This window comes from Terrimonas ginsenosidimutans (assembly GCF_022012415.1).
Taxonomy (GTDB): Bacteria; Bacteroidota; Bacteroidia; order Chitinophagales; family Chitinophagaceae; genus Terrimonas_A; species Terrimonas_A ginsenosidimutans.
Window position 1 is genome coordinate 213,872 of sequence record NZ_JAKLTR010000001.1, and the last position, 23,040, is coordinate 236,911.

Annotated in this window: 27 protein-coding genes; 11 read left to right on the forward strand and 16 right to left on the reverse strand. The window is 43.4% G+C overall.

What is annotated here, in order from left to right; genetic code table 11:
* The first annotated feature begins 354 nt into the window (after positions 1-354).
* Both LZZ85_RS00825 and LZZ85_RS00830 read left to right on the forward strand, forming a co-directional pair.
* The gene (locus LZZ85_RS00825) at positions 355-978 is read left to right on the forward strand and encodes an NADAR family anti-phage protein (protein ID WP_237868023.1); all 624 of its coding nucleotides are present in this window, start codon (positions 355-357) and stop codon (positions 976-978) included.
* A gap of 9 nt (positions 979-987) precedes the next feature.
* Positions 988-1,320 carry a hypothetical protein gene (locus tag LZZ85_RS00830; RefSeq protein ID WP_237868024.1) on the forward strand — a complete coding sequence of 111 codons (333 nt, stop codon included), beginning with the start codon at positions 988-990 and terminating at the stop codon, positions 1,318-1,320.
* 127 nt (positions 1,321-1,447) lie between these two features.
* Here LZZ85_RS00830 and LZZ85_RS00835 read toward each other — a convergent pair whose 3' ends face one another.
* Positions 1,448-2,581: a site-specific DNA-methyltransferase gene (locus LZZ85_RS00835; protein WP_237868025.1), complete on the reverse strand. Its 1,134-nt coding sequence runs from the start codon at positions 2,579-2,581 to the stop codon at positions 1,448-1,450.
* A gap of 87 nt (positions 2,582-2,668) precedes the next feature.
* Between LZZ85_RS00835 and LZZ85_RS00840 the strand changes: the two genes are divergently transcribed.
* Entirely contained in the window at positions 2,669-4,024 is a 1,356-nt protein-coding gene (locus LZZ85_RS00840; protein WP_237868026.1) for a DNA adenine methylase, read from the forward strand.
* Here LZZ85_RS00840 and LZZ85_RS00845 read toward each other — a convergent pair.
* Both LZZ85_RS00845 and LZZ85_RS00850 read right to left on the reverse strand, forming a co-directional pair.
* Positions 4,019-5,371, reverse strand: a complete 1,353-nt coding sequence (locus LZZ85_RS00845; RefSeq protein WP_237868027.1) for a phospholipase D family protein — start codon at positions 5,369-5,371, stop codon at positions 4,019-4,021. The two genes, LZZ85_RS00840 and LZZ85_RS00845, sit on opposite strands and share 6 nt — an antisense overlap.
* A 337-nt stretch (positions 5,372-5,708) precedes the next feature.
* Entirely contained in the window at positions 5,709-5,933 is a 225-nt protein-coding gene (locus LZZ85_RS00850; protein ID WP_237868028.1) for a helix-turn-helix transcriptional regulator, read from the reverse strand.
* 131 nt (positions 5,934-6,064) lie between these two features.
* On the opposite strand from LZZ85_RS00850, the gene LZZ85_RS00855 reads away from it, so the two are divergent.
* On the forward strand, positions 6,065-6,538 hold the full coding sequence (locus tag LZZ85_RS00855) for a JAB domain-containing protein (protein WP_237868029.1): 474 nt from the start codon (positions 6,065-6,067) through the stop codon (positions 6,536-6,538).
* A 70-nt stretch (positions 6,539-6,608) separates the two neighbouring features.
* Positions 6,609-7,142 carry a JAB domain-containing protein gene (locus LZZ85_RS00860; protein WP_237868030.1) on the forward strand — a complete coding sequence of 178 codons (534 nt, stop codon included), beginning with the start codon at positions 6,609-6,611 and terminating at the stop codon, positions 7,140-7,142.
* 51 nt (positions 7,143-7,193) lie between these two features.
* On the opposite strand, the gene LZZ85_RS00865 is transcribed toward LZZ85_RS00860, so the two are convergent.
* From LZZ85_RS00865 to LZZ85_RS00890, 6 genes are all read right to left on the reverse strand, one after another.
* Positions 7,194-7,592 carry a hypothetical protein gene (locus LZZ85_RS00865; RefSeq protein WP_237868031.1) on the reverse strand — a complete coding sequence of 133 codons (399 nt, stop codon included), beginning with the start codon at positions 7,590-7,592 and terminating at the stop codon, positions 7,194-7,196.
* Between the two features lie 198 nt (positions 7,593-7,790).
* A complete protein-coding gene (locus tag LZZ85_RS00870) occupies positions 7,791-8,243 on the reverse strand; it encodes a hypothetical protein (RefSeq protein WP_237868032.1) in 453 nt (150 codons plus the stop codon).
* Between the two features lie 22 nt (positions 8,244-8,265).
* Positions 8,266-8,733 carry a helix-turn-helix domain-containing protein gene (locus LZZ85_RS00875; protein ID WP_237868033.1) on the reverse strand — a complete coding sequence of 156 codons (468 nt, stop codon included), beginning with the start codon at positions 8,731-8,733 and terminating at the stop codon, positions 8,266-8,268.
* Complete coding sequence (locus tag LZZ85_RS00880; RefSeq protein WP_237868034.1) at positions 8,720-9,313, reverse strand: hypothetical protein; 594 nt, start codon at positions 9,311-9,313, stop codon at positions 8,720-8,722. The genes LZZ85_RS00875 and LZZ85_RS00880 overlap by 14 nt, the downstream gene beginning before the upstream one ends.
* A gap of 707 nt (positions 9,314-10,020) precedes the next feature.
* Entirely contained in the window at positions 10,021-10,197 is a 177-nt protein-coding gene (locus LZZ85_RS00885; RefSeq protein WP_237868035.1) for a hypothetical protein, read from the reverse strand.
* On the reverse strand, positions 10,155-10,739 hold the full coding sequence (locus LZZ85_RS00890; protein ID WP_237868036.1) for an ATPase: 585 nt from the start codon (positions 10,737-10,739) through the stop codon (positions 10,155-10,157). The genes LZZ85_RS00885 and LZZ85_RS00890 overlap by 43 nt, the downstream gene beginning before the upstream one ends.
* Positions 10,740-10,970: 231 nt before the next feature.
* Here LZZ85_RS00890 and LZZ85_RS00895 point away from each other — a divergent pair, with 231 nt between their 5' ends.
* A complete protein-coding gene (locus LZZ85_RS00895) occupies positions 10,971-11,153 on the forward strand; it encodes a hypothetical protein (RefSeq protein ID WP_237868037.1) in 183 nt (60 codons plus the stop codon).
* Positions 11,154-11,303: 150 nt separating this feature from the next.
* Here the strand turns inward: LZZ85_RS00895 and LZZ85_RS00900 are convergent, their stop codons facing one another.
* The 6 genes from LZZ85_RS00900 to LZZ85_RS00925 form a co-directional block, all read right to left on the reverse strand.
* Entirely contained in the window at positions 11,304-11,549 is a 246-nt protein-coding gene (locus LZZ85_RS00900; protein ID WP_237868038.1) for a DUF7660 family protein, read from the reverse strand.
* A gap of 32 nt (positions 11,550-11,581) precedes the next feature.
* Positions 11,582-12,016 (reverse strand): hypothetical protein, encoded by a 435-nt coding sequence (locus LZZ85_RS00905; protein ID WP_237868039.1) that lies wholly within the window; start codon positions 12,014-12,016, stop codon positions 11,582-11,584.
* Between the two features lie 129 nt (positions 12,017-12,145).
* Positions 12,146-13,096: a HipA domain-containing protein gene (locus tag LZZ85_RS00910; RefSeq protein ID WP_237868040.1), complete on the reverse strand. Its 951-nt coding sequence runs from the start codon at positions 13,094-13,096 to the stop codon at positions 12,146-12,148.
* Positions 13,097-13,103: 7 nt separating this feature from the next.
* Positions 13,104-13,427: a HipA N-terminal domain-containing protein gene (locus LZZ85_RS00915; RefSeq protein ID WP_237868041.1), complete on the reverse strand. Its 324-nt coding sequence runs from the start codon at positions 13,425-13,427 to the stop codon at positions 13,104-13,106.
* A gap of 1 nt (position 13,428) precedes the next feature.
* Positions 13,429-13,866 (reverse strand): helix-turn-helix transcriptional regulator, encoded by a 438-nt coding sequence (locus tag LZZ85_RS00920; protein ID WP_237868042.1) that lies wholly within the window; start codon positions 13,864-13,866, stop codon positions 13,429-13,431.
* 330 nt (positions 13,867-14,196) lie between these two features.
* Complete coding sequence (locus LZZ85_RS00925) at positions 14,197-14,823, reverse strand: metallophosphoesterase (protein ID WP_237868043.1); 627 nt, start codon at positions 14,821-14,823, stop codon at positions 14,197-14,199.
* A gap of 643 nt (positions 14,824-15,466) precedes the next feature.
* Here LZZ85_RS00925 and LZZ85_RS00930 point away from each other — a divergent pair.
* The 3 genes from LZZ85_RS00930 (at position 15,467) to LZZ85_RS00940 (ending at position 20,062) form a co-directional block, all read left to right on the forward strand.
* The gene (locus tag LZZ85_RS00930) at positions 15,467-16,024 is read left to right on the forward strand and encodes a hypothetical protein (RefSeq protein WP_237868044.1); all 558 of its coding nucleotides are present in this window, start codon (positions 15,467-15,469) and stop codon (positions 16,022-16,024) included.
* 621 nt (positions 16,025-16,645) lie between these two features.
* Positions 16,646-18,607: a hypothetical protein gene (locus tag LZZ85_RS00935; RefSeq protein WP_237868045.1), complete on the forward strand. Its 1,962-nt coding sequence runs from the start codon at positions 16,646-16,648 to the stop codon at positions 18,605-18,607.
* A gap of 255 nt (positions 18,608-18,862) precedes the next feature.
* The gene (locus LZZ85_RS00940; protein WP_237868046.1) at positions 18,863-20,062 is read left to right on the forward strand and encodes a hypothetical protein; all 1,200 of its coding nucleotides are present in this window, start codon (positions 18,863-18,865) and stop codon (positions 20,060-20,062) included.
* Between the two features lie 276 nt (positions 20,063-20,338).
* Here LZZ85_RS00940 and LZZ85_RS00945 read toward each other — a convergent pair whose 3' ends face one another.
* Entirely contained in the window at positions 20,339-21,112 is a 774-nt protein-coding gene (locus LZZ85_RS00945; RefSeq protein WP_237868047.1) for an NIPSNAP family protein, read from the reverse strand.
* A 157-nt stretch (positions 21,113-21,269) separates the two neighbouring features.
* Between LZZ85_RS00945 and LZZ85_RS28305 the strand changes: the two genes are divergently transcribed.
* Positions 21,270-21,404, forward strand: coding sequence for a hypothetical protein (locus LZZ85_RS28305; RefSeq protein ID WP_255723923.1), 135 nt, complete (start codon positions 21,270-21,272; stop codon positions 21,402-21,404).
* 176 nt (positions 21,405-21,580) lie between these two features.
* Complete coding sequence (locus LZZ85_RS00950; RefSeq protein WP_237868048.1) at positions 21,581-22,933, forward strand: hypothetical protein; 1,353 nt, start codon at positions 21,581-21,583, stop codon at positions 22,931-22,933.
* Positions 22,934-23,040: the final 107 nt, after the last annotated feature.

Here is a 23,040-nt window from a genome sequence, read left to right on the forward strand (position 1 = left end):
TTTTAAGTTATTAAAAATGTGCCGTTTTTAAAGGGAGGGCAAAGGTATAGCTTTCGATAAAATGAAAGCATGCTGAAAATCAATTTATTACCCATACGACACTGTCAATAAGCTGCTATTTTCCCCGATACTATCAGGAAAAAACATAAAAATGCGTGGTAATAACCGCTTTTTAGCGAGAATTAGCGGTGAAAGGGTAGAAATCAACAGATCAGATGTGACGCTGGAAAGATTATATCTATTTTTATAACTGTCTTTCTGATACTTTAAAACACCAGGCATTCTACCAACGAACCCGGCAAGTCACAAGGCCGTGTCATAATATACTCTTGACTGTTCCGAACAAACTATCGAATGAATTCAAACAGGACGTACCAGCTTGCAGACAGTGTGGTCTTTCAAAAGACCAAAGAAGAATTTGGAGGCCTCTCCAATATGGCTGCTGGCTATAGCCTGAATATCAACGATGTAATTATTCCGACCGCAGAACATTTATACCAGGCCTGCAGGTTTCCGCACAGTCCTGAACTTCAACTGGCGATCATTTCTGAACCAAGCCCGATGACTGCGAAAAAACTGGGCCGTCAGAAAATCGAAATGACCAGGAAGGACTGGGACAAGATCCAATTCAAAGTAATGAAATGGGTGCTGGAAGTAAAGCTTTCTCAAAATTGGGAGAGCTTTGGAAAGCTTCTTAGAGAAACCGGCGATAAACATATTGTTGAGCTGGCTCCAAAGAACAAGATCTGGGGAGCGGCAAAGGATGGAAGTGTTTTGACGGGCACAAACGCACTTGGCCGTCTCCTGATGCAACTTCGTGAAACTTATGTGAAGCCTGATCATTACCAGGCTTGCGTCAATCCTTTAGAAATAGAAGATTTTCTTCTGTTGGGTAATCCGATTGGGATTGTTTGTAATGAAGAGTATGAATCGGAAATTGAATGGAGTTTGAATAGAAGCATTCTTCCTACATCTTAATTTCTTTATATGTTGAGTAATTTACGTGCTATAGAGAATATGGCCGCCCTAGACGACAATTGGGATGAAGACGATGCAATTGCTCCGTGCTCAGAAGTTATTCAACTGGCAAAAGGGATAGTGCACTCTCTAAATGCTGCGGGGCAGGGGATTTATAATGCAGTTCCTGGTCCAAATGGAGAGATCATGTTAGACCTGCGTTCTGGCAATAAGTCACTGGAGATTATCATTTATCCTGATAAGATGAAGTTTGTTAAATTCTCTCCATCGGAGCCGCCGGCTCAAGGCTATTTTACTCCGAGTCTTCTTTTTACAGATCTTATTGCATGGCTTAATGAATAATGAACCTAATAGGGCAGAAACTATCATCAGATTAGCATTTGTATAGCCGCGGCTTTTTTCACCGATAAACGGCTACTATATCAAATGAGGGGTACCTCGCGTTTAAAGTGGAATAAAGGCTAATGAATTAACTATTGAGAATTCTATAGAAATCAAATCCTCCTCCCTTCTTCCACTTAAACTCCTTCGATATCCCTCCCTGCTCACCTTCCAATACCTTACTGAGTCTTTTTACAGCAAAATCAACGATCTTCTTGTCGTATTCTATACCGATAAATCGTCTCCCCATTTTAATTGCGGTAGATGCTGTGGAACCAGATCCGAGGTAACAATCCAGCACCAGATCGCCTTCATTGGATGCAATATTCAAAATTCTGCTTATCAGTCTTTCCGGTTTAGGGGTTTCGAAAACGCCTTCTTTTAAAAAAAGATCGAGGAAGTGCTTTTTTGCTTCATCATTTGTCCCCACGTCTTCTGCCATCCATAATGTTTGAGGTGTCAGACCTTTTTTTGCTCCGTTTAAAAATTTTTTAATCCTGGGAACACCGCTTCCATCCTTACCGAACCATATATTGTTACTCTCGATTTCTTTCCCCATCCGGGATTTATTATACACCCAACAACGACCATTAGGAGGTTCATGCAGTAGTCCGCTCGGTGACTTGACAGTATAAAACTGACTTGCTGTGCCATGTCCGGCCTGCACATTTGCTGACACTGATTGCCAGGCTCCCCTTATATCATTATCCGGATTTTTATACCGACTTAATACTGTTTGTGTAAGTGGCAAAAGATTGCGGGAAGCCTTAAATAATTCGGGATCATTGGCATAAACCAGAATGTATTCATGATTATTTGAAAACGTGCTTCTGTTTTCTCTGGATGTTCGTTGCTGCCAGATAATGGTCGAAACATAATTTTCTCTGCCGAAGACTTTGTCAGCTGCAACTTTCAAATAAGGCATTTCATTGTCATCGATCGAGATCCAGATACTCCCATCTTCAGTCATTAAGGGGTGCAGCTTTTTTAAAACTATTACGACTTCAGCAAGCCATTCTTCATGACTTTTATTATCATTGTAATGATAGTTATCCTTATTATTATAGGGGGGATCTATATAAATGCATTTTATTTTCTTCCTGTAATCTTTTGCTAAATGATCAAGTACAATTTTATTGTCACCATGAAATAGATAATTCCCGGAATCACGTTCACCAAAAATTCGCTCGCCTGTGATCTTTTTGCCAGATATAACACCCATGATGATTATCTATTATTAAGTAAAATCAAAACTAACGAACCCTAAATATTTTAGCATATATTTGCCAATCTAAAATTATCCACAGCTGTGCAAATTAGCATACTTCAAGACGAAATTCTAAGACAAGAAGTTTTTCGCCCTATTCACTACCTGGGAAGTAAATATCGAATTTTAGATTTTATTGAAGAGACTGTTGATAAAATAGATGGTTCTAAAGGAAGAGTTTGCGATTTATTTGCAGGTTCCTGCTCTGTAGCATTTAAGCTGGCGCACAGTCGCCCGGTTATTGCTGCAGATGTTCAGGAATATTCGAGGGTTATTGGAAGCGCACTTCTGCTAGCCTCTCCCAAGCCTCCGGATAATATCGCGGCTGCCTTCCGATCTCTTGAAAGAATAAGCGAATTAAATCATGCCATAAAACCTTTGGTTGATTATGAAGAAAACTGCCTCAAACAGGCAGTAGAAAAAAATGTGCTTCCACTATGCGACCTCATTGAACACGGATCTGTTATTGCTTATCAACTTCAGGGCTCCAAAGCAAGTGACGAACTCTCAACCCTTCTCTCTGATACAATCAAACGGCTTAAAAAAGCAAACCTTTTTGATGGTACTCAAGCGTTGGCTGTTAAATACTTTGGAGGTTTATACTTTTCCTATCACCAAGCCTCACAGATTGATTCAATCCTCTATTATATTAGTGAAGTAGCAGATCAGCCCGTACAGAACTTGCTCCTCGCTTCGCTTCTGAGTACCGTAAGTGAAGCTGTGAATACTGTCGGTAAACAATTTGCTCAGCCCTTGAGGGCTTATAATTCTGATGGTCACCCGAAAAGCGGGGTTGCAAAGGCTGCGTTCAAAGACCGGACGAAAGATCTCTTCAGGGAGTTTGAAAAATGGGTTAGGCGTTACTCCGATGTTCCTTCATTTTCGCATTCAAATCTGGTTAGAAGGTCAGATTATATTGAGACCCTCGATCATTTGCCATCCGACACAAGTCTTATATATGCAGATCCACCATATACACGCGATCACTACAGTAGATTTTATCATGTACTTGAAACCTTATGTCTAAGGGATAATCCGTCAGTTTCAAAAAATACCGCCAATGGAGTGACGCAAATAAGCAGGGGTATCTACCGTTCGGAAAGACACCAGTCTCCTTTCTGCATTAAATCTCAAGCTCCTGTTGCTTTTGAAAACTTATTTAAGAAATCGCTTCAATCCGATTGCCAGTTGCTTGTATCTTATTCTCCTTTTGATGAGTCTAAGAAATCCCATCCAAGGCTGTTAACACTGACTGACTTGCTGGCCCTTGCGAAAAAATATTACAGGAACGTTGAAATATTATCTCCTGGAAAGTTCTCGCACAGTAAGCTCAATCACTCCGATAAACACCTACATTCTTCAGATGAAGCAGAAGTATTGATTGCATGTCTCTTATAAGCTCCAGAGTTGCAATTGAGGTAACGCGACACTAAGCTCCGATGCAGAAAGACGTATCCTTTTATTCCGCGAAGAGCCGCCTGCAAATCTTGAAGCTAAAACTGCCATTATTGCACTGTACCCAGAATCCTGAGGCATGTATAACGTATACACAAACTGCCTTAACGCAACTTTGACAAAAATGCCAATTGGCTTTCCGTTGGAGGGATATGGCTTACCGGCAGCAGCACTAAGTTCAAACCGGTAGTTACTGCTTGCGACAGTAACCGCCTGGCTTGACTGAATGCCATCGAGTGATCCATCCTGGTGAATATATATCAAGTCTATAAAATAGTCGCTTGTTCCTACAGTAGCTCCGAAAAAATTCGTGAAATTATTGAGGTCGAAATTTGCCTGTTCCCATCTGCCAGGACCAGAAATCTCCGCGATCAAGACTTCTGAATCTGCGGATATACTCCAATTAGGTATGACGTGGACTGGCCAAAGGATACCGGGAGAACCAGCATTATTATTCAGCTCCGCTGATTCTTCACCTGCAATATCTTCCGTTTCATCGGTCGGGAAAAGTTCTGGAGAACCGCCTGTTCTGGTGTTTGTAGGTCCTGACTCAGGATTTGAAGACTTATCCTTTTTGCTCCTGACCGGTTTGAAATCGGACGGTGCTTTTTGCACTGGTATACTACTGAATATTTCATTTAAAACATCTTCACTGCCTTCCACATCCGAATTATCAATTTCGCCTTCACCTTCTTTCTCTTTTTCATAAACTTCCGATCTATTACTTTCAGAAGGAATTTTAAACGACCGTTTTAGTTTATCTAGAAGCTCTTGCGTTAGTCGCTTCAGATTTGCATCAGAACCATCAAATAGCGATGAAAAATATTGCTTCATCGTCTGAACAAATTCAATACCCTGGGTATCACCTTTATCGAACTCAATAATAGTGGATGCCTCAATATTATGAATCAAGCCGGTTTGTGTGAGATTATTTGATCCAATAATTACAAGATTTCTTTCATCACCTTCAAATAAATAGATTTTGGGATGAAAAATTATCCTTTGTGTAGTGTAATAGATATAGGTATCCACTTCCAGTGCCAGCAACTCTTCCAACGCCTCCAGGGATGTAGCTTTCTGATCAATGCCGACAACTAGTTTGTATTCCTTTATATGGCCCTTGCTTTTGTGTATATGAGGAGCAAGACCAGAAACACCACTTCGACTTGCAAATGCCACGAGGCAGGCAAATTTATAGTATGCAGGATCCTTTAACGCATTGATCAGAATCTGAGCCATTGAATCGGTCTGCTGTGTGTTATACCCCTGACCTAAAAAGCGAATTTTCATTTAAACGTATTTAAACACTAAAAGTGAAGTTAATAAATAAAGTTGGGGTGGATTCTTACAGGAGCCAATAGCGTTGTCATCCTTGCCAGTTGATGATGTACTCCGAAAAGTTTCTTTTCAAGAATGCAGCGTCTCGGCAACTATTATATTGTATAAAGTAGACACGTTAAATTCATTCATTCTGGTACCTTCAATTTTTTTCTGTTCCTATCACATTATGTGCTGAAAATTTATTTATCCGGTAAGACCTAAGTATAGCAACTCGGAGTCTTCATAATAATTGACAGCAAATGGCTCTACACACGTACAAAGAATACAATGAACCACCGATAAACGGCTATACTTTCTTAAATAAGTGACTGTTCGACTCGATGAGGTCTCTAATATCTACTTTTAATAAGACAGAAATCTCAAAAAGAACTTCGAGGGGCGGCTGCTTTGTGTTAGATACCCATCTTGAAATCATACCCTCCGTATAGCCAATTTCTTCAGCTAGCCATCTATTAGTCTTATCTTTTTCTGCCAATACGACCTTCAGCCTATTAATCTTCCTTTCTGCCATGTAAACTTTATTATTTGAAAGTTAAATACTTAGACGCTGGCTAAAAATATTTGCGTTAAAAACGCAAATATTAATCTTAAAAATGACTAAATTGATATTCAAAAGCAATTCTAACCATAAAACCTATTCATATGCAAATCCGCCTCTCCCCCTCCCGCAACCTCCACATCCAAACCTCCTCCGACATCTTCCACCTCCTCCAACCCGCTTTCCTCCGTCAATCCAAACTCAATCGCGATCGCGAGCATCTCTGGCTCATGTGTCTAGATCACTCCCAAACCGTCCGCACCCTCGAACTCCTCGGCCTCGGCACCCAGCAGACCGTCCTCATCGATGCCATGGAAGTGTTTCATCGCGCCTTGATAAGACGGGCGGCGTCGATCGTCGTCGCGCATAACCATCCCGCCGGCAGCTTAAAGCCGTCCCGGTCCGATATCACCGCCACAGAAAAACTCGTGGATGCCAGTCACTTCCTGAACGTCAAACTGCTTGATCACCTGATCATTTCTGAAACCGACTTCTACAGCTTTAAAGATGGCGGTGAATTCGAAAAAATGAACACAAGAAAATTCATCCTATTCAACAGTGTCCTGGCGATGGAGTGATCCCGACGCATGGCTACGCCACACTATTCAATCAATGCCTGATCACCTGAACCACTTAAATAAGCTACCCATGAAAATAACTGAACCAATAAAAACCATCGAAGCCGGTAACCAATACATCCGCTCCGCTGCTGATATCTTCTCCCTGCTCCAACCCGTTTTGCTCAGCACACCCTTTCCGCACCGCAACCGCGAGCATGTCTGGACGATCAGTCTTGATTCAGCGAACAAGATCCTCCATATCGAACTCGTCACCATGGGCAGTGTGAACCGCGCGATGGTGGAACCAATGGAGGTCTTCAGCACACCGCTGCAGAAAAGAGCGGTGAAGCTGATCGTGGTGCATAATCATCCCGGAGGATTGTTGCGCCCGTCGCCGTCGGACCGGTTTATGGCATCGGATCTTAATCGTCTCGGCAGGGAGTTGAAAATTCCGGTGATCGATCATGTGATCATTTCGGAGGAAGGGTATTACAGTTTCGCAGAGCAGGATCAACTAACAGAGCTGCCGCGAAAAGATATCATGCATGCAACGATGGAAATGAGCACAACGAGCTTTAGAAGGATAAAAAGGAGAGGTAAGTTGAGAAGGAGGTTTGTATAAACTCGCTAAGAATTTAATATTGATCTTTCAAAACAAAAAAGCATTCTTCACTCAATTGGAAGGTTCTACTTTAAAAACATCTTTAGATATCGCTTTCCCATCCTGACCGTATACTACTGAAGACACTGTTAAAGACATATTTTCTTGTCGGTCGCAAATCATTAGAACAAACAGCCCAATAAGTTCACTCTCTTTTACAAAATCTTCAAAAATATAATCCCAATTTGTTTCATGCCCTTCAATCTCGGCCTTCAGTTCAGGGGTTAGGTCGTATTGTATCAATATCTTTAACGGAGCATTTAGACTGCAAAGTTTAATAGCCTCTTCGTAAGAAGACTCCCAGCTGTTCTCTGACTCTATAAATATCTGGGGAACTTTCCATTTGTGGGCATCTCCTTTTTTAAAAAAAGTATAATCTACGCGCAAGAACTCTGTGCTTTCAAATACCAACCCAAGGTGTCTATTGAGATTTGTGGAAACAACTCTTTAAAGAAGTACTTCCTGTCACGGGGAGTATTTAACCGTTCTATTTCAATCTTGCTAAGAGTTTGAATGTTTTTTTTGAACGAATCTTCGAATTTCTTCCAAAGATCCAGGCTGCGTTGTTGCATTATCTTTCGGTACACTGGTTTGGTTATCAACGTAATTCTATAAATCTGTAGAGTTCCTTAAACTTACAATATCTCCTTGAGCAGGGATTAAAGCACTCGGCACAATAATCGGCAACACCGCCCCATGCAACGGCGTCCCTCTAAACTCAGAATACATCACACCCCTTGTCGTAGAAATCGATATTGACTTCAGCATGTCATCCAAATCCGGGGGAATGATCTTCTTTCCATCCTCTCCCCGTTCAAATACCGTGTTGAGATCTTCGATTTTACAGGTGCATCCAACCGTGATTTTCCCAAGCGCAATTTTATTATCATTCCAGATATCAACCGCAACAAATACAACAATGATCTGCTGCTGTTCATCAACATAAGCCTGTGTTTTGACTTCAAAATTAAACGCAGCATTGGGTGCAATCGTTGAGTTGAACATTGCCTTCTCGACAATGTCAATTCGCTCAAATCGTATGTTAAACGTCTGTATGCTCATTGTAAGAAAAATATCTAATCGTTTAACCGAATTTTCTTGTCATTGAATCGAATTTAATAACCGCTGTGCCGGCGACTATACTATGTGTAGTCTCAGACAAGTTTTCCGGGAAGGTTACTGCTTTTTGAAGTGGGTTGACCTCATAGTTAAAAGGAGGGAATGTTTTGGTGACATAGCTATACTTGTACTGCGGGAAACTGATCAGCTCGGTATCTAATGCTTTCGAGAGCTTATAGATCGTTTCCAGGGTCAGGTTCTCCTGGCCTTTCACGATCTTACTTATTTGCTGCGGAGAAACCTGTAGCGCCTCTGCCAGCTTTGCCTGTGAAAGATCCTCCCTGTCTCCGATAATAGCAAGTATCCGCCGGGCTATTTGAGATGAATATTGTTTTAGCCAGGGCTTGCTTCTTCTTGCCTGTGCTTTTTCCTTCCAGGATGAAGGATTCTCCGAATCTGTTATCTTATTGATCTGCTCTTTAAAATTTTTCATAATAATAATCATTTAGATCTCCATCATTCCCCAGACCATTCTTTTTAAGAAAGGCTTTTACTTCAGCCAGTTTTTCTAATTCCCGTGCAGTGTCAGGATGTTCATCCATTGTTCTGGTTAATTTGATCGCACCACCTGTTATCACGATGGTATTCTTTCCCAATCTTATACCATAAAGCCTGAGTATTGGTTTCGGAAATATCTTTTGGTCCTGCACTTTGGCTTTCGTTTCCTGATGCTCCGGCAATTCATATTGCCTGTTATGCAAAGGGCGGAATAACATCTGCAGATTATCGCCTCCTCTAAAACCCTTCTCTGAAAAATCTTCCAGAAGATATTCAAGTTCAGCAGCCTCATCACGAACTCTGGTTACCGTCTGATCAATCGACTGGCCATTAAAATGCCCCGCTTTTAAATATGCCGCGTTGGCCACACAGTATTGCAGGACTTTCTGAGTATCTGCCCAGCGGTCAAATAATCTCTCGAATTCATCCAACTCCTCCTCCGGAAAGCGAACCGCGTAGAGTCCTTCGCCAGTTAACTCGTCTACAAAAATAGGCACTAATATCATTAAAGTCAACTTATAGGTTGATAAAATTGCAGCGAACCTACCGCTATCTCCTGCGTCACAACTTCAAAAGTTCACTTTTAATCAATTGTGAGATTCAGTTTCAGGCAGTTTCCAACGGAGAGAATGCATGAAGCATTTCAAGACCTGGCGCGTCCGGAACAGCCGCGAGTATCAAATGCCGATCTGCGAAAGTCATTTCACCTTACTATTCACTCCACTGATTGATTATGCATTAATTGGACAATCTGATTGAATTGATCAGAAGAGATAGATGTTATATTGTATACACCTACGGATGACCAAAAAGGCTGAAGCAAACCTAATTTCCAGTCCATTTAAAACCATGGGAAAAACACCGGCAGATCATGCTTTTTTGCCGAATTAAGCACTCCGGCAGATGAGCGAATAACTGATAAAATGCAGATTAAAACGAAGTTGAAGTTCTTCGTCCTTATGATGTGGTCCTACTACTATTGAACTATCCGGTATTTCCGGATAGTTGCTCGTCATCTTAAATAAACAGATAACCGAATCCGGCACAGCACCCTATTTCTTAGTGAACCAGTTCAAAATCTCTTATAAACCAGTCTAAAGTCTATGTCACATCATTTACTGTATCACGGATGATATAGTAAATGATACAGTAAAATCCATACACTAGTCAATCAACAATTAAGCATTTTGAAAATAATATTATTATACGCAGTCTGACTTTGTCAGATCTCCATATCCCTCGCCTTCACCTTCACCACTTTCCCATTTTCCCAAACCACCAGGTAAGAATCATCCTTCCTTTCCTGTTCAATCAGCTTCTTCCGCGCACGCATCATTCCCTCAATCACTTTCGCTTTTATCTCTTCGTGCGTGAGCCGCTTTCCTGTATTTTTTGCCATATTGTTGAATTATGAATGGTAGTATTTGATTCCTTCCCTCCTTCAGCGATCAGCGATAATTGCTGACCGGAATTATCAATAAAGATCCAATAGTCAACCAGTGACTGATATAACGCGGTAAAATTTTTCAACCCAGCCTGGTAACGCCTGATCACAACCTCATCAGGAATATGATGCCCTCCTTTTGATACGCGCTTCCTCACCCTTTCAATAGCCTGGTCAGTTGATGGCAGCCACAAAAATATTATATAGATATCATACCCTTTACTTCTCGCTTCCTCACAAAGTATGATAAAGCTTCGGGTGGATAATGTTGTTTCGAAAGCAAAGTCTTTCCCTTCTGCAACCAGTTCATCCAATCTTCTTAGCATAATTTTACCAGCCTGGATGGAAACACTCTCCGGTTGGAACGGAGATAACCCTCTCGCTATTTCATCCGCATTCACGAACTCGCGGATATTCAGCAACTCCGGAAACACGGTAAAAGACGCTGTTGTTTTACCGGCACCGTTGCAACCTGCTATGATATATAATGAAGGCATGTTACTGCAATTTAACTCAAAATGCTCCGAACGTGGTTCTCACTGCATAAAAACATGATTTCCGTTCATAAAGCCTGATATCGCCCGCATCAGATATCGTTACAGCAATTGCTGAATTCATTTAAAAGGCGACCACTATAAATATAAACCAGTACGCTTTACTGCGGACCTTTTGATCCGGCCCCGCAGCATTACAACGAACTCGTCACCACAGGCAGTGTGAACCGCGCAATGATTGAAATTCCGGTGATCGATCAGGTGATCATCGCAGACGTGAGATATTACAATTTTGCAGAGCAGGATCAGATGGCAGAACTGCCGCGAAAAGAGATCATGCACGTAACAATAGAGATGAATACGAGCAGTTTGCGAAGGATAACGATGCGGAAGAAAATGAAGAGGCGATTTGTATGAAAAGGTCAACTATTCGAAAATCTCGAATAGTTGAAATAACACTTCACTATTCCAGTTATCCGGTAATTCCGGATAACTGAACTGATCATACCGGGAGAAATTAAATGCTCTTCAAGCTATCTTTCCCAGGACTGATTTTCTTGCTATACCTTACTCATACATACTGGCTCCCATCAGCATATCCGCGAAAACTTTCCAGCCTGGGATGTCCGCATTAACGGATGGTGTCATATTATCATAATATCCCTGGATATCCTCCGCATAAGCAGCTAATGCTTCAAGAAACTGATCAAGTGTTTTATTCTCCCATTGCTCGCCGTCCTGAAGAAAGTTATTGCGCAGTTCCTGCACAAAGTGAATAAATGATTCTCTGTCATGAATGGTAGATGTATCCATATTAAAACTGCATTATCAAAAAAGTAAATAGGTTATCTGTCGATGCTATCAAGTTTCAGCAGCGCCGAATCGAAATCATCAAAAAACAACACATTATCCACTATATCCTGCTTCGTATCAATACCGAAAGCCAATGTGGACATCGCTTTTCTGCACTTATCGCCGACAACCACCACTACCCTGGATGATTCTGCATCCTCGAAAGACAGATCAAAGTTATCTCCCCAGGTATACTCCATATCTCTAAAATCAATAATTATTGACGTTGGATCGTAAACGGCAACACCTGTTTTAATGATACCGCGAATCAAACCTGCGTCCTCTTTACCGGCAGATCCATACCTGTATTCGCCATGAAAGGAAATAAGCAGCAACTCTACCAGATGAGTATTTCTTAACTGTTGAATCGCGAATCGATAAGTGAGCGTTGGACAAGTCCCGGACAAAGATGTTTGTTTGAATGCCATGATCTTTTTAATTAAACTAGGCGGCCCGCCGATATGAAACAGGTTCGTTTACACCACTTGCTTTCTAAGTGAACCAGTTACCTGCCTTAGTAAACCAAGTCTAAACTCTATGTGTGTTGTTATATTCTATCATATCCACTTCATTCTTCCCGCATTCCCAAGTATAATCTCCTTAAACTGCCCCTTCATATCTTCAGGCAGAAATGACACATCAATCCAATTACATGCTTCTTTTATCTTCCCCGCAAAACGGGCATAGGTATTCTGTGTAGATTTCGCGGGTATTTTCAGGTTCGCGGCAAGCACATCAAAATCCTTCAGCGTTATTTTTCTTTTCCTGGCGTTCAGCGTCAGCGCCAGTTCCTCTTTGTCATCGGGCATGGCGATCCTGGTACAAACCATGTCATAGGCAGGAGCCAGGCTGATATTACCCGTGGCATCGGTCAGTAAAGCAAAATTCTTCAAATGCATATCTGCATTCCCGGTAAGCCAGGAAAATAATGACAACTCAAAATAGGCGATGGCGGCCAACCCGGGACTTGTTGCATAAGTGCGCACATGCCGCCCAACTTTTTCCATCGAACTGTGATACTTATCGGCGGTAAGTGTTTCAGTAAGCTGACACATGTCTTCCATGGCGAGTTTTTGATCTCCCTCCCTGTCAAACCGCTTGGTTATATAGGCCAGTTCGCCGGAAGAGAGCCTGATAAGACTGTGTTCTGCCACAGGCAGTCCGAAAATGGCAGCGAGGTGCATCGTGCAATCTTCATTTTCGGGCAGGTGCGGGAATCCGCTGGTCGGTGGCTTCAGGATATAGTGTCCCCATAGCCCGACGATGGTGAAACGCGACCGTTTAGTGTCCCCGGGAACCACCTCAATGGCGAGTGATAATTTCGGTTGTACACCCGTGACCGTTATGCTTTTCAGCACTATTTCTTTGGCAAGTTCGTCCAGCCTTTCGCGGCCAAGATCAAGCGAGGGAGGCAGCTCTTTCTCAAAAAAGGTTTTGCTGCAGGCCGGGTGAAAGTCGGCCGTACTTTCATCCATCAGCTGGTAACAATATAAACATCTGTTTTGCATCACGCGATCATCTATTATTTGATTCAACACTTACGGCACCAATACAGTCCCTGCAAACTGTCAGTAACAATTGCATTCGATCATTCGGATTAAGTTTCCAGTTCTTTACGGTTATATCGAGCAGCCATCCTTCGGGTATCAGCCCATCGAAAAAAGGGAGCATCGTCCGGGAGAGATAGGGTTCTTTTCGCATTGGCATTGTCAGACTGATGGGCTCAGCAGACTCCTCCTCCAGGTAAGCGGCTGTATAGCTAAAGCCATAGCCCTCATCGTCCTGCCAGACGATCCCGGCTACTTTTCCTTTGAATAAAACAGTACCTTCTCTACGCATGTTATATAATTTCGACAGTCATTAGTTCGTCCCTGTTGATCTGGCGGATTAAAGATTCGTCTTTAGTTGCCCGGTACCTGATCGCATCGTTGTTTGATACAAATTTCCAGTACACCAGCTGGTTGTCGACCATCTTGTAATCCAATAAAAATCCCACCAGTACGGACTTATCCTTCAGATATACATGGACAGTACGATTCATATAATTCATGATAATGTCCCATTGATCCGTTCTGCGATTATCGCCCGGTGTAAGATTATAGCCAAACAAGGAAAGGACCTGGTTGATTTTATCCAGCCGCAGCGACTCTTTGCCCTGCTCCAGATCTCTGATAAAGCGCAGCCCAACACCCGCCTTGAGAGCCAGCTCCTCCTGGGTCAGCTTGTTCTTTTTACGGATGTACTTTAAAAAGCTTGAAAGATGATTATCCTGGTTCATATTATACCCCTTCAGGTATAAAGGTACAGAAAAGTAATAAATTATACCTTTAAGGGTATAATTTAGATGAAATCACTGGAATTATACCTTATCAGGTATAGTATATGGACATACAATCTTGCATTCGATTGATAATGAGCTTAGAACATTTTTTTTAAGTCCTAACTCCCTCCGGATAGTATCTGATCCAACCCTTCCCTGGACCTCCAACATCTTTGCCCTATTAAACACCTTATGCTCCCCAACCCTCACATACCCCAGCTGATTCGTGGTAACCAACGTCTCCGCAATCATAAAGTCCTCCGTATTATAATGAATATGCCCATACACCTACGCCTTCACTCCCGATCCCTCAATAAAATCATACAACTCGGTTGCAAACCCTTCATTCAATTCACTATCCTTATACTTTGGCGGATAATGTAAAAACGTCGGCGCATGATGCGTCACCACCACTGTCTTCATTCCATCATCCTTACCCAACTCCCTGCTCAAAAAATCCATACTCTCCGCATGCAACCTGTTTACATCTTCCACAGAAAAGAAACGATCACCATTTCTGATCACCTGAAAATCATTCAGACTTCTTTCGATCTGCCATTCCCTCGCCTCGCTGATCTTCGACCATAACGTAGAAAACACCAGCTTAACCCCATCATGCAAAATCGCCTGGTTATTCACCAGTAAAACATTTTCCCGGATCTTCTCACAGAACGACCCGGACCGTTCCGCAATATCACTATGATAATACTCATGATTCCCCGGCACCCAGTAAACGATTTCAAAACTATCCGATAACTGATCGAAGAATTCGCCGTGCTTACTGAGTTCATAAAAAGGAATGATATCCCCGGCCAGTATCAACACCGGCGCCACAGGTTGAAGCGGATTTCTCGCTAACCATTGCTTATTCTCACGAAATTCCAGATGCAGATCAGAACAATATTGCAATAACATGTTGGGATATTTTGCTCGTTTGCTACAAAAATAAATACACGCGCACACACTATCTCAGTGACTATCCGTGAACCAGATCATTTGGCCGATTACGCCATCTTACCCGATTCACAATTCGCGAATTGCAAATCGTATCTACAAACAAAATGCTCATTCAAACCTGTCAGGCCGCATTCGCGTCCATTCGCGTTCATTCGTGCCCATTCGCGTCCGAAGCGAAATCTTGATATCCCATTGGCGGAGGGTAACGCAGCGGACGCAACGAACCGCGGCGATCGCAACGAGAACAGCCATAAAATACATTGTATTTCGTTGCGGCCGCCGCGGTTCGTTGCGTCCGCTGCGTTACCCCTACACCACTAAAACTTATTAAACCTGGTAGTTAACACAGAATCTGATGGCAATGCCCGAAATACTGATCGACCTGTCAAAAACGTCAAAACCGGCCAAAAGCGCAAAAAGCGCAAAAAGCGCCGTTTCATTTTTCGCTCGCAAAAACTCGTGCTACGTTTGTATTGCAAATTCAAATGCACGTATCAACACAAGCAACAGAAGCTAGCGCTGTCGCGAACTGTTGATCCGGGCATTACCTGCGCAGGTCATTTGCTAAACCTTATTCTTTAATTTTTAAAACACAAACAACATGGCAATTTCGAGATACAATGTCGTTATGCATAACACCAGCGGCATAGTTGGCGACCTGGTTCAGTTCAGCCAGCGCCACGGAAAAACAATTATCGGTAAACGACGCAAAAAGGCCGCAACAGCTTCGGAAGGACAGCTTGAGATCAGGCGGCGGTTCAAAAAAGCATCGAATTACGCGAAGGCGAGCATGGAAATTCCTGAGCGCCGTGCGCTCTACGAAGCGAAAGCTGTGCCTGGCGTAACACCCTACAATTTAGCGTTGGGGAATTATTTCACTGCTCCCGAGATCGTTGAGATCATCAATACCAGTTACACGGGTGCAGCAGGTGGCCGCATAGACATCCTTGCAGAAGACGATGTAAGTGTACGATCACTGGACGTCAGCGTTTTTACGGCGCAAGGCACGCCCGTGGAATCTGGCGCAGCGGTAAAAACGGCTGAAGGCTTCTGGCATTACACAACCACTGGCATTTCTCCTCAACTGGAAGGAACCAGGGTAGTTGTTACGGCTACAAACATTCCCGGTAATACAAGCACTGCTGAATTAGTGCTGTAGTAAAACATACTATCTTCAATTATCAGCGTGCAATACTTATTGCATGAAGGGGCCCCGCGAGGGGTCCTTTTGTTCTATTTTCAATCGACTCCGCATATCATCACATACCCGCGGAAACATTCCGGAACACTGTTGCGAAGTTCAATTCCAAATATCTATATGGGCTCACCGCTATTCCGTTCCGGAAATACAACGACGGGTAAGATCATATCCATCCATTGGGGAGAGATCATAGCGCAAATAAACAGTTCAGCTTTGCCGGCCCCGCATCGTCCAACAATCACTGATCCGTAATACTGAAGTGACTGTTCCGTTCAACGCTAAGACTGATCAGTTTGAAACGCTGTCAAAAATACTGGTGCATGATTGTGCAAGGAACCGGCTTATATCGAAAGATTTATTAGCGATTGAGGTCTCCACCGTTATAAACACCTGATCAATTACCGTCTTTTAACCCGGTGAAGCCTGGCCGGGCATGCCTATATTTATTTCCGGCTAACTTCTACTTAATACCGACCTATTAAACCTACCAGGCGAAGTCGCAGTTCGCGGCTTACCGTTATCCCGTACTCCGTAGATCAACTGTACTTATCAATTTTCTCCATAACCAAAACCAGGAATATGAAAAGAGTGTTTCTTCTTTGCATGCTGATTGCGCATCTCACCTCCTTTTCTCAAACAACTAAAGTCCCACCCGCGTCATATGAACCGGTTCAGATAGACCCCCGGCAATACGTAAATGTCTTGTATAAAAAGAATCCGGCCCATGAGTTGTTCGATACTATCTGGAACTGGGAACTGAGAAAAAATGTACCAAGTCAGAAACGTTCGAAGCTGGATGTGGACGGAGAATTGAAAATCACTTTTGACCTGGGCAATCTCATCAAAAACGAGGAGTTCGAAGGGAATATTTCACTTGAAGCAGAAATAACGGGAAAAGATGGATTACGCAAGATAGAGGTGAGCCCATATTCTGAAGTCGGCCTTCAACGGCAGGAAATAGGTTATGAATCGGAACCGCCTGGGGAAATTGCCAGGAAGTTTTTGAACATGATCCTCGCATTGAAAGATATCAAGCAAATAAATTCGGTCATTTCCGGTTCAGGTTATTTATATGATACGGCAGTTTTTTTTGAAAAATACCTGGATCCCCGGGAATTTGCCGGGATCAAAACATATATCGACTCGCTTACAGAAATAAACAAGAATAAACCTATCCAGCAGGAGGACCATCAATACCTTCTATCCTACATATTACACTGGAAAGCCGCGATTGAAGATAAAATGCCTCAGTACCCGCAATTAAGCACGCTGTTTCGAAGTATGAAAACAGATTTCGATGCATTTTTGGAAGTACCAACACGAAAGACGTATAATAATTTGTTGACTTTTTACACAACGTTCCGGGACAGGGTCAATGATATAAATGCCCGTAGACTTAGAACAGATAACCAAGCTTCCCTAAACACACTGATCACAAATGTAGGTCTGCTGAAAAACCTAACCCGTGTTGTTGCCAGCTATCTCAATTCATTCACACTTAAAAATAATGACGCGCGTAAAGCATTTTTTTCGCTGATCAATACAGATACAATAGCATATGCACAGCTAAGCAATATCATTAAAACGGGAGCAGATACACTCGAAAAGATCAACGTAAACGGGCAGCCGGACTCAGCGTTCGTAAAGATATTTGAGAATATCAGGTTACTCCGTCAACTTTCCGCACAATTAACTCAGCTGTCTAACATTGATGGCTCTAAGCTAAATGATCTGATCGGCCGCATCTATATAAAGTCAGATTCAGATTCGGTTAAACAAAAATCACGCGCACTGGAATTTTATTCACTGCCCGTGTCAAACCCGCAAAGCCCGGAACGCGATAGAATCATTTTTGAAACAATCCGGGAGCATTACGATGAGCTAACACGCGATCTCTGCATTGAAGCAGGGAAAACCATCTATAAAAGATTAGTATACGCGACCATTGATCTTGGTAAAAGTGGTGCGAAAGCCGGCGAGGTCATGCACCTCTATGTAACGTGGAAATTTAACCAGCCCGGATCAACCACTACAATACCCCCCAGAGTCAATATCGGAAAGTATTATATACGTGAAACCGGGTGGAATGTAGAGATCTCAGACGTATTTGCTATGGTAGAGCGGCTTGGAGAAAGCCATGATCAAAGCGGAACAGTATCTCCCTCCAACTTCAAAGGTGCCGGTGGCGCTGTACTGATGCTCACCTACTATGGAGAAGACCGGGGTGTAAAAATCACTCCGCATATCAATGGTCAGGATACCGCTTACTCTCTACAAAAGAAAAGCAGGCTGCTTAATGCCCTGCAACCATCGTTCGGCATAAATGTCTCCTACCTGGATTTCAGCACCGCAAAAGATGTAGAGATTGGCACCGGATTTCAATTAGGTCTTTTCCGAAATAAACTATTCTTTGGAATGGGCTGTAACCTTCACATGATCAGAAAGACCGATAGCGCTCCGCTTTATTTCTTTTTGGGTTTCAGCTTTGCAAAACTGCAGGACCTCTTCAAACCAAACCAGGCCAAAGGAGTTTCCGACTGATCCCGGCAGAGAACTGATAACGCGATGATCCATGACTCGATGGCCGATGACCGATGACCGATGACCGCATTTGGATGGAAGCTATTGCTACTGATTGGTAAAGGGTATTGACACTAGTAGGTATATGTATTTTCGGCCAACGGTCATCGGCCATCGAATGAACTTTCGGAAAAATCCTTAACTAAACGGTATTGAATTTTATTCCAACTGATTATATGATGATCGCATTTCGCTAAACACATTTAAACAATTCTTATGGCTATTCAAAGCATAGATCGCAAGCGGGCAGTTACGCCTGAAACAAGAAGCAAACTTGCGCTTTTGTCATTTAAAATGATGCGCAAATGGGTGGGCATTTTAGGTTTATCCATTGGCGCGCTACTACCATTGGTAACGGCAACCGTGACAGACTGCGGCATCATCCAGGAATCGATCAGTCATTACTACTATACTATTGCGGGAAATATATTTGTTGGGTTATTATGCGCTGTAAGCTTCTTCCTGATCATTTATCCGGGAAATGGAAAGTGGGAGGACCTGTGGACCAATATTGCCGGTATTCTCGCGATCGCAGTTGCTTTTTTCCCGACCTCCTTCAATCAGCTGGATCAGTCCTGCACACGACAGGGTTTTGTCTATGACAGTTGGGTTTCCGACGTCCATCTTTCATCTGCCGCTGCCTTTTTTATAATCCTCGGTTATGTGGCCTTCCGTCAATTCCCTCAAAAAAATTCTGGTGATAAAAACAATAAAAGACAAGCCGCCAGAAATCTTTTTTATAAGGGATGTGGCATTATCATGTGGGCTTGCATCGGGATCCTTGCGCCTATGGTCCTATCGAAAAGTTATGGCCATTATCTATCCATTAACAAACTTGTATTTGCACTCGAGGTGATCGCATTGCTGGCCTTCGGCTCCTGCTGGCTGGTAAAAGGATTTGAATTGGATCAGGCGGCTACACCCCATTCCGGTTCGCCTGCAGGCCCAGGAGTTTCAGGTAGCCAGGCCGGCACGGACGACAATAATTTTCCCCCTGTAAGAACCGATCAATGGGTAGCAATACTCGCATTGGTTGTCAGCATCATCTCCGTCATATTCACCGTCACCTCGTACAATAAAAGTGTCTCGTCCCAACAGGAAACGCAGGCGTATAGTTACTGGCAGGACTATCTCCAGTTAGCAATACAGAAACCATTACTGGCGAATGGTGATGACAGTCAATATTATGAGACTCATCGTCAGGATTCTTCACGCATTGAATATGCCTGGTTTGTCGCCAACATGCTTGGTGCAGCAGAAATGGTGTACCGCCTCCAACCATATGATAAGAACTGGGCGCAGACATTGAAAGAAGTCATCGGCCTGCATGCTGTTTATTTGAAGGAAGAGCAAATTGATTTCCGGCACTACAGTGCGGATTTTGTTACACTGATTGATACGGCCATTCGAAAATAATAAAGAAGCCTGATCTGACAGAATGCAGGATGCCGTCACGCCATCCTGCGTTGTAATCTCAACAGATTTCCCGGTTGCAAACTTGTGAATATTGCAAATAGTCAGCGCGGACCTGCACATCAACACGGCTCGTGTGAACTACGAGATCATCGAGTCAAAGGAAGTACTCAATACACTACGGGAGTAAAGGCCGTGAATCTGATCGTAATAACAACTATTCCGCAGGATTATTATCGCGCCCACCGGTAACGCCGCTCATGCCAGCCGTACCCTCTCTCAAAAATCCGAACACCCGGCCGGATATAAAAAGTAAATATGGATCTTCGAAACATTGTTCTGATACTCCGGCATCGCCGATAATTTCTTCCAAGCCGCATCATCTCCAAACATCTTCCAGTGTTCATCACGGCTTGCTTTATTGGTAAAGCTCGTCATATACACCAGGTTTGGTTGCTGGCTGCCGGCAATCGCTTCTGCATAGAACACCGCATTGAAGCCAAGCCTGTGGAAAATATCGATCTCGCCTTTATTGAACATCTGCACCTTGTTGGCGAAATATTTTTCGGTCGGGGATTCATAACTGCGCAGCTCATACACGCGCTGCTCTTTCGGCCCTGTCAACTTCGGCACAAATGGCATGGGCATTCCTTCGAATGCCTGCAGCAATACGGTTTCGATGCGTTGATATGGCTGATCATTATGTGCCGCTTGCAGGTAATCCTTTCCGGAGCTGAGATACTGGTCATCTTTCTCCAGAGTCTTTGCGATCGCATCGATCTGCTTCAACTCTTTATACGGGATCAGTACATAGATGCGCTTCACCGAATCCGTTTCCATCGTTTTGAATACGCCCACACTGTTGATACCGGCCCGATGAAGCGCGGGAACATAAGCGCTTTCGAGAAATTTCTCCACGCGTTGCTGCTGTGCGGTGGATTGCAGCTGGTAGATCTTCAAATGGTAGTAATAACGTGCGGGTGCTTTGGCAAAGCTCGCGGAAGAAGAGAGCCACAACAAGATGAACAGGCAAAGACGGGATAACAAGCGCATCGGTAGATTTTTAGCAAAAGTAGACTTTTTGATTTGAGGAGTAGTCGTTTGCCGCGTAAGATCTGCTGAGCCACTTTGCTACAGCGGGCATAGCGCGTATGCCTGCAGGTCTTGTCATTCGTACATGAAAGGTATCCCCTTAAAAATTTGCGGCTGCATGGTCAGAGCCGAACCGGCTGTTGCCAACTCTCCTGTAATTCAATCGACCCCGCCCATATACGTGACCATTCCGATCCGTCTGATACAGGATGGTCCTTTATTGATCCGTACGGCGATGGTCGCCCGGCTTTAGAAGCAATCTGCCCCAGCCCTTACTTACTTTGCCCAACAGGCACCTCCGGCCCAGGCCTGCAACTTTCCCTGCTCCCTCCACACACTAAGTTGCCGAAATACCCGTTCAATACCCGCCCGGTTTCTGTTGTCCGGCAAATTCAATATCTCCCAAAAGCTTAAAAAATCGCCGCACGCATGCATAAAATCACCCTGATCTTACTGGCAACGATCCTGTTTGCCATTCCTTCTTTCGCACAATCATCCGCCTCCAACACAAAAAAACTACTCACCGCCAATGAATGGGAGTTGAAATACTATCTCGAAAATGGGCGCAAGACCGAGCTCCGGGAGGGACTAGCCGGCCTGCGACTGGTATTCATACCTTCAAAAGACCTGGTCTATGAATATACGCCCGGGCAAGAGGAGACCATTCATATCAGGAAAGGAAAGATCATGGAGCAAAGCTTCAAATACCAGGACAGGATCGAAGAACCGGATATGCTCATTAAAATGGATCTGCTGGAAAAGGAAGGCAAACTCGCTTTTATCGATGAATTCAGCAGCGATTCAAAGTATTTCGTTTATGAAAAAGCGGGCAGTCTTCAAAACAAAGGATATCCTTCAACGAAATATGAAGTGGAGAAACTCGAAGTACCGATGCAACGGATCCACCCGGAGCTGCTTAAAATGATCGACGCGCTGAATACTGAGCTGAAAAAGAATATCGGCAATTTATACTTCCACGACAAAAACAAAACCCGGTACCTGATGAAAGAGCTGAAGCTGGAAGCATCCGACTATGGTCTGCGATACTCTTACGTATACGAGACCAGGGATAAAAAGAATCTTTCCGTCTCGCATGACTTCATGCCGGAAAATATCAAGGCAATTACCGACATGAAGCTCGATCCCGAATCCAGCCTCGGGCTGCTAAAGCTTGACATGAATAATGAAAACTCGTTTTACAGAGACCCGGCGGGCAAGCCATCGGCCAACTCTGTGCTCAAATTGATCCACCTTCATTACCTCAAAGAATCCAGCAGTTCGTTTGATGATATCAAAACACAACTGGAAGATATCAGCGACGCCTTCGTATTCGCCCGCGCAAACAGGCTGGAGTTTATAACAGAAGTAGTGGAGACAGGAAGAAAGATCCGTCTCTCCCTCGATGGGAAAACAAGCAATTTTGAGCTGACGGCCATCGACATTGCTGCCAATAAGCTGTACATCCATTACAATCTTGACATGGTGGGTTTATCCGAAACCAAAAAAGGTTCTTACCTCTCTATCATACCATTGAAAGACATCACGGGCCTTACGATAGAAAAATCAAAAACTAATCCCAATACACTGTTAATGCATGGCAAGAGAGGCTTTGAAACTTTTGCGTTTAAAACAGACATGTATCTTCCCGGTGACAGGATCTATACCCTCCCCTTGTTCAATTTGATCGGGAAAGGAGCAGACCCGCAAAGGATCGGACAGATCCTGGCTCAGCTGATTGATGATGATGGAGGTGAAAAGGTCAAACTTGTGATCAATCCTTAGTTAGTGATGGATAGCGATTGAGCTGCTTTGTTTTAATTTTATTAAGAGCACCTCCTTAGGGGGGCGAATGTGCGAAGTCTCCCCTTCGGGCTACCGTGTAGCCATAA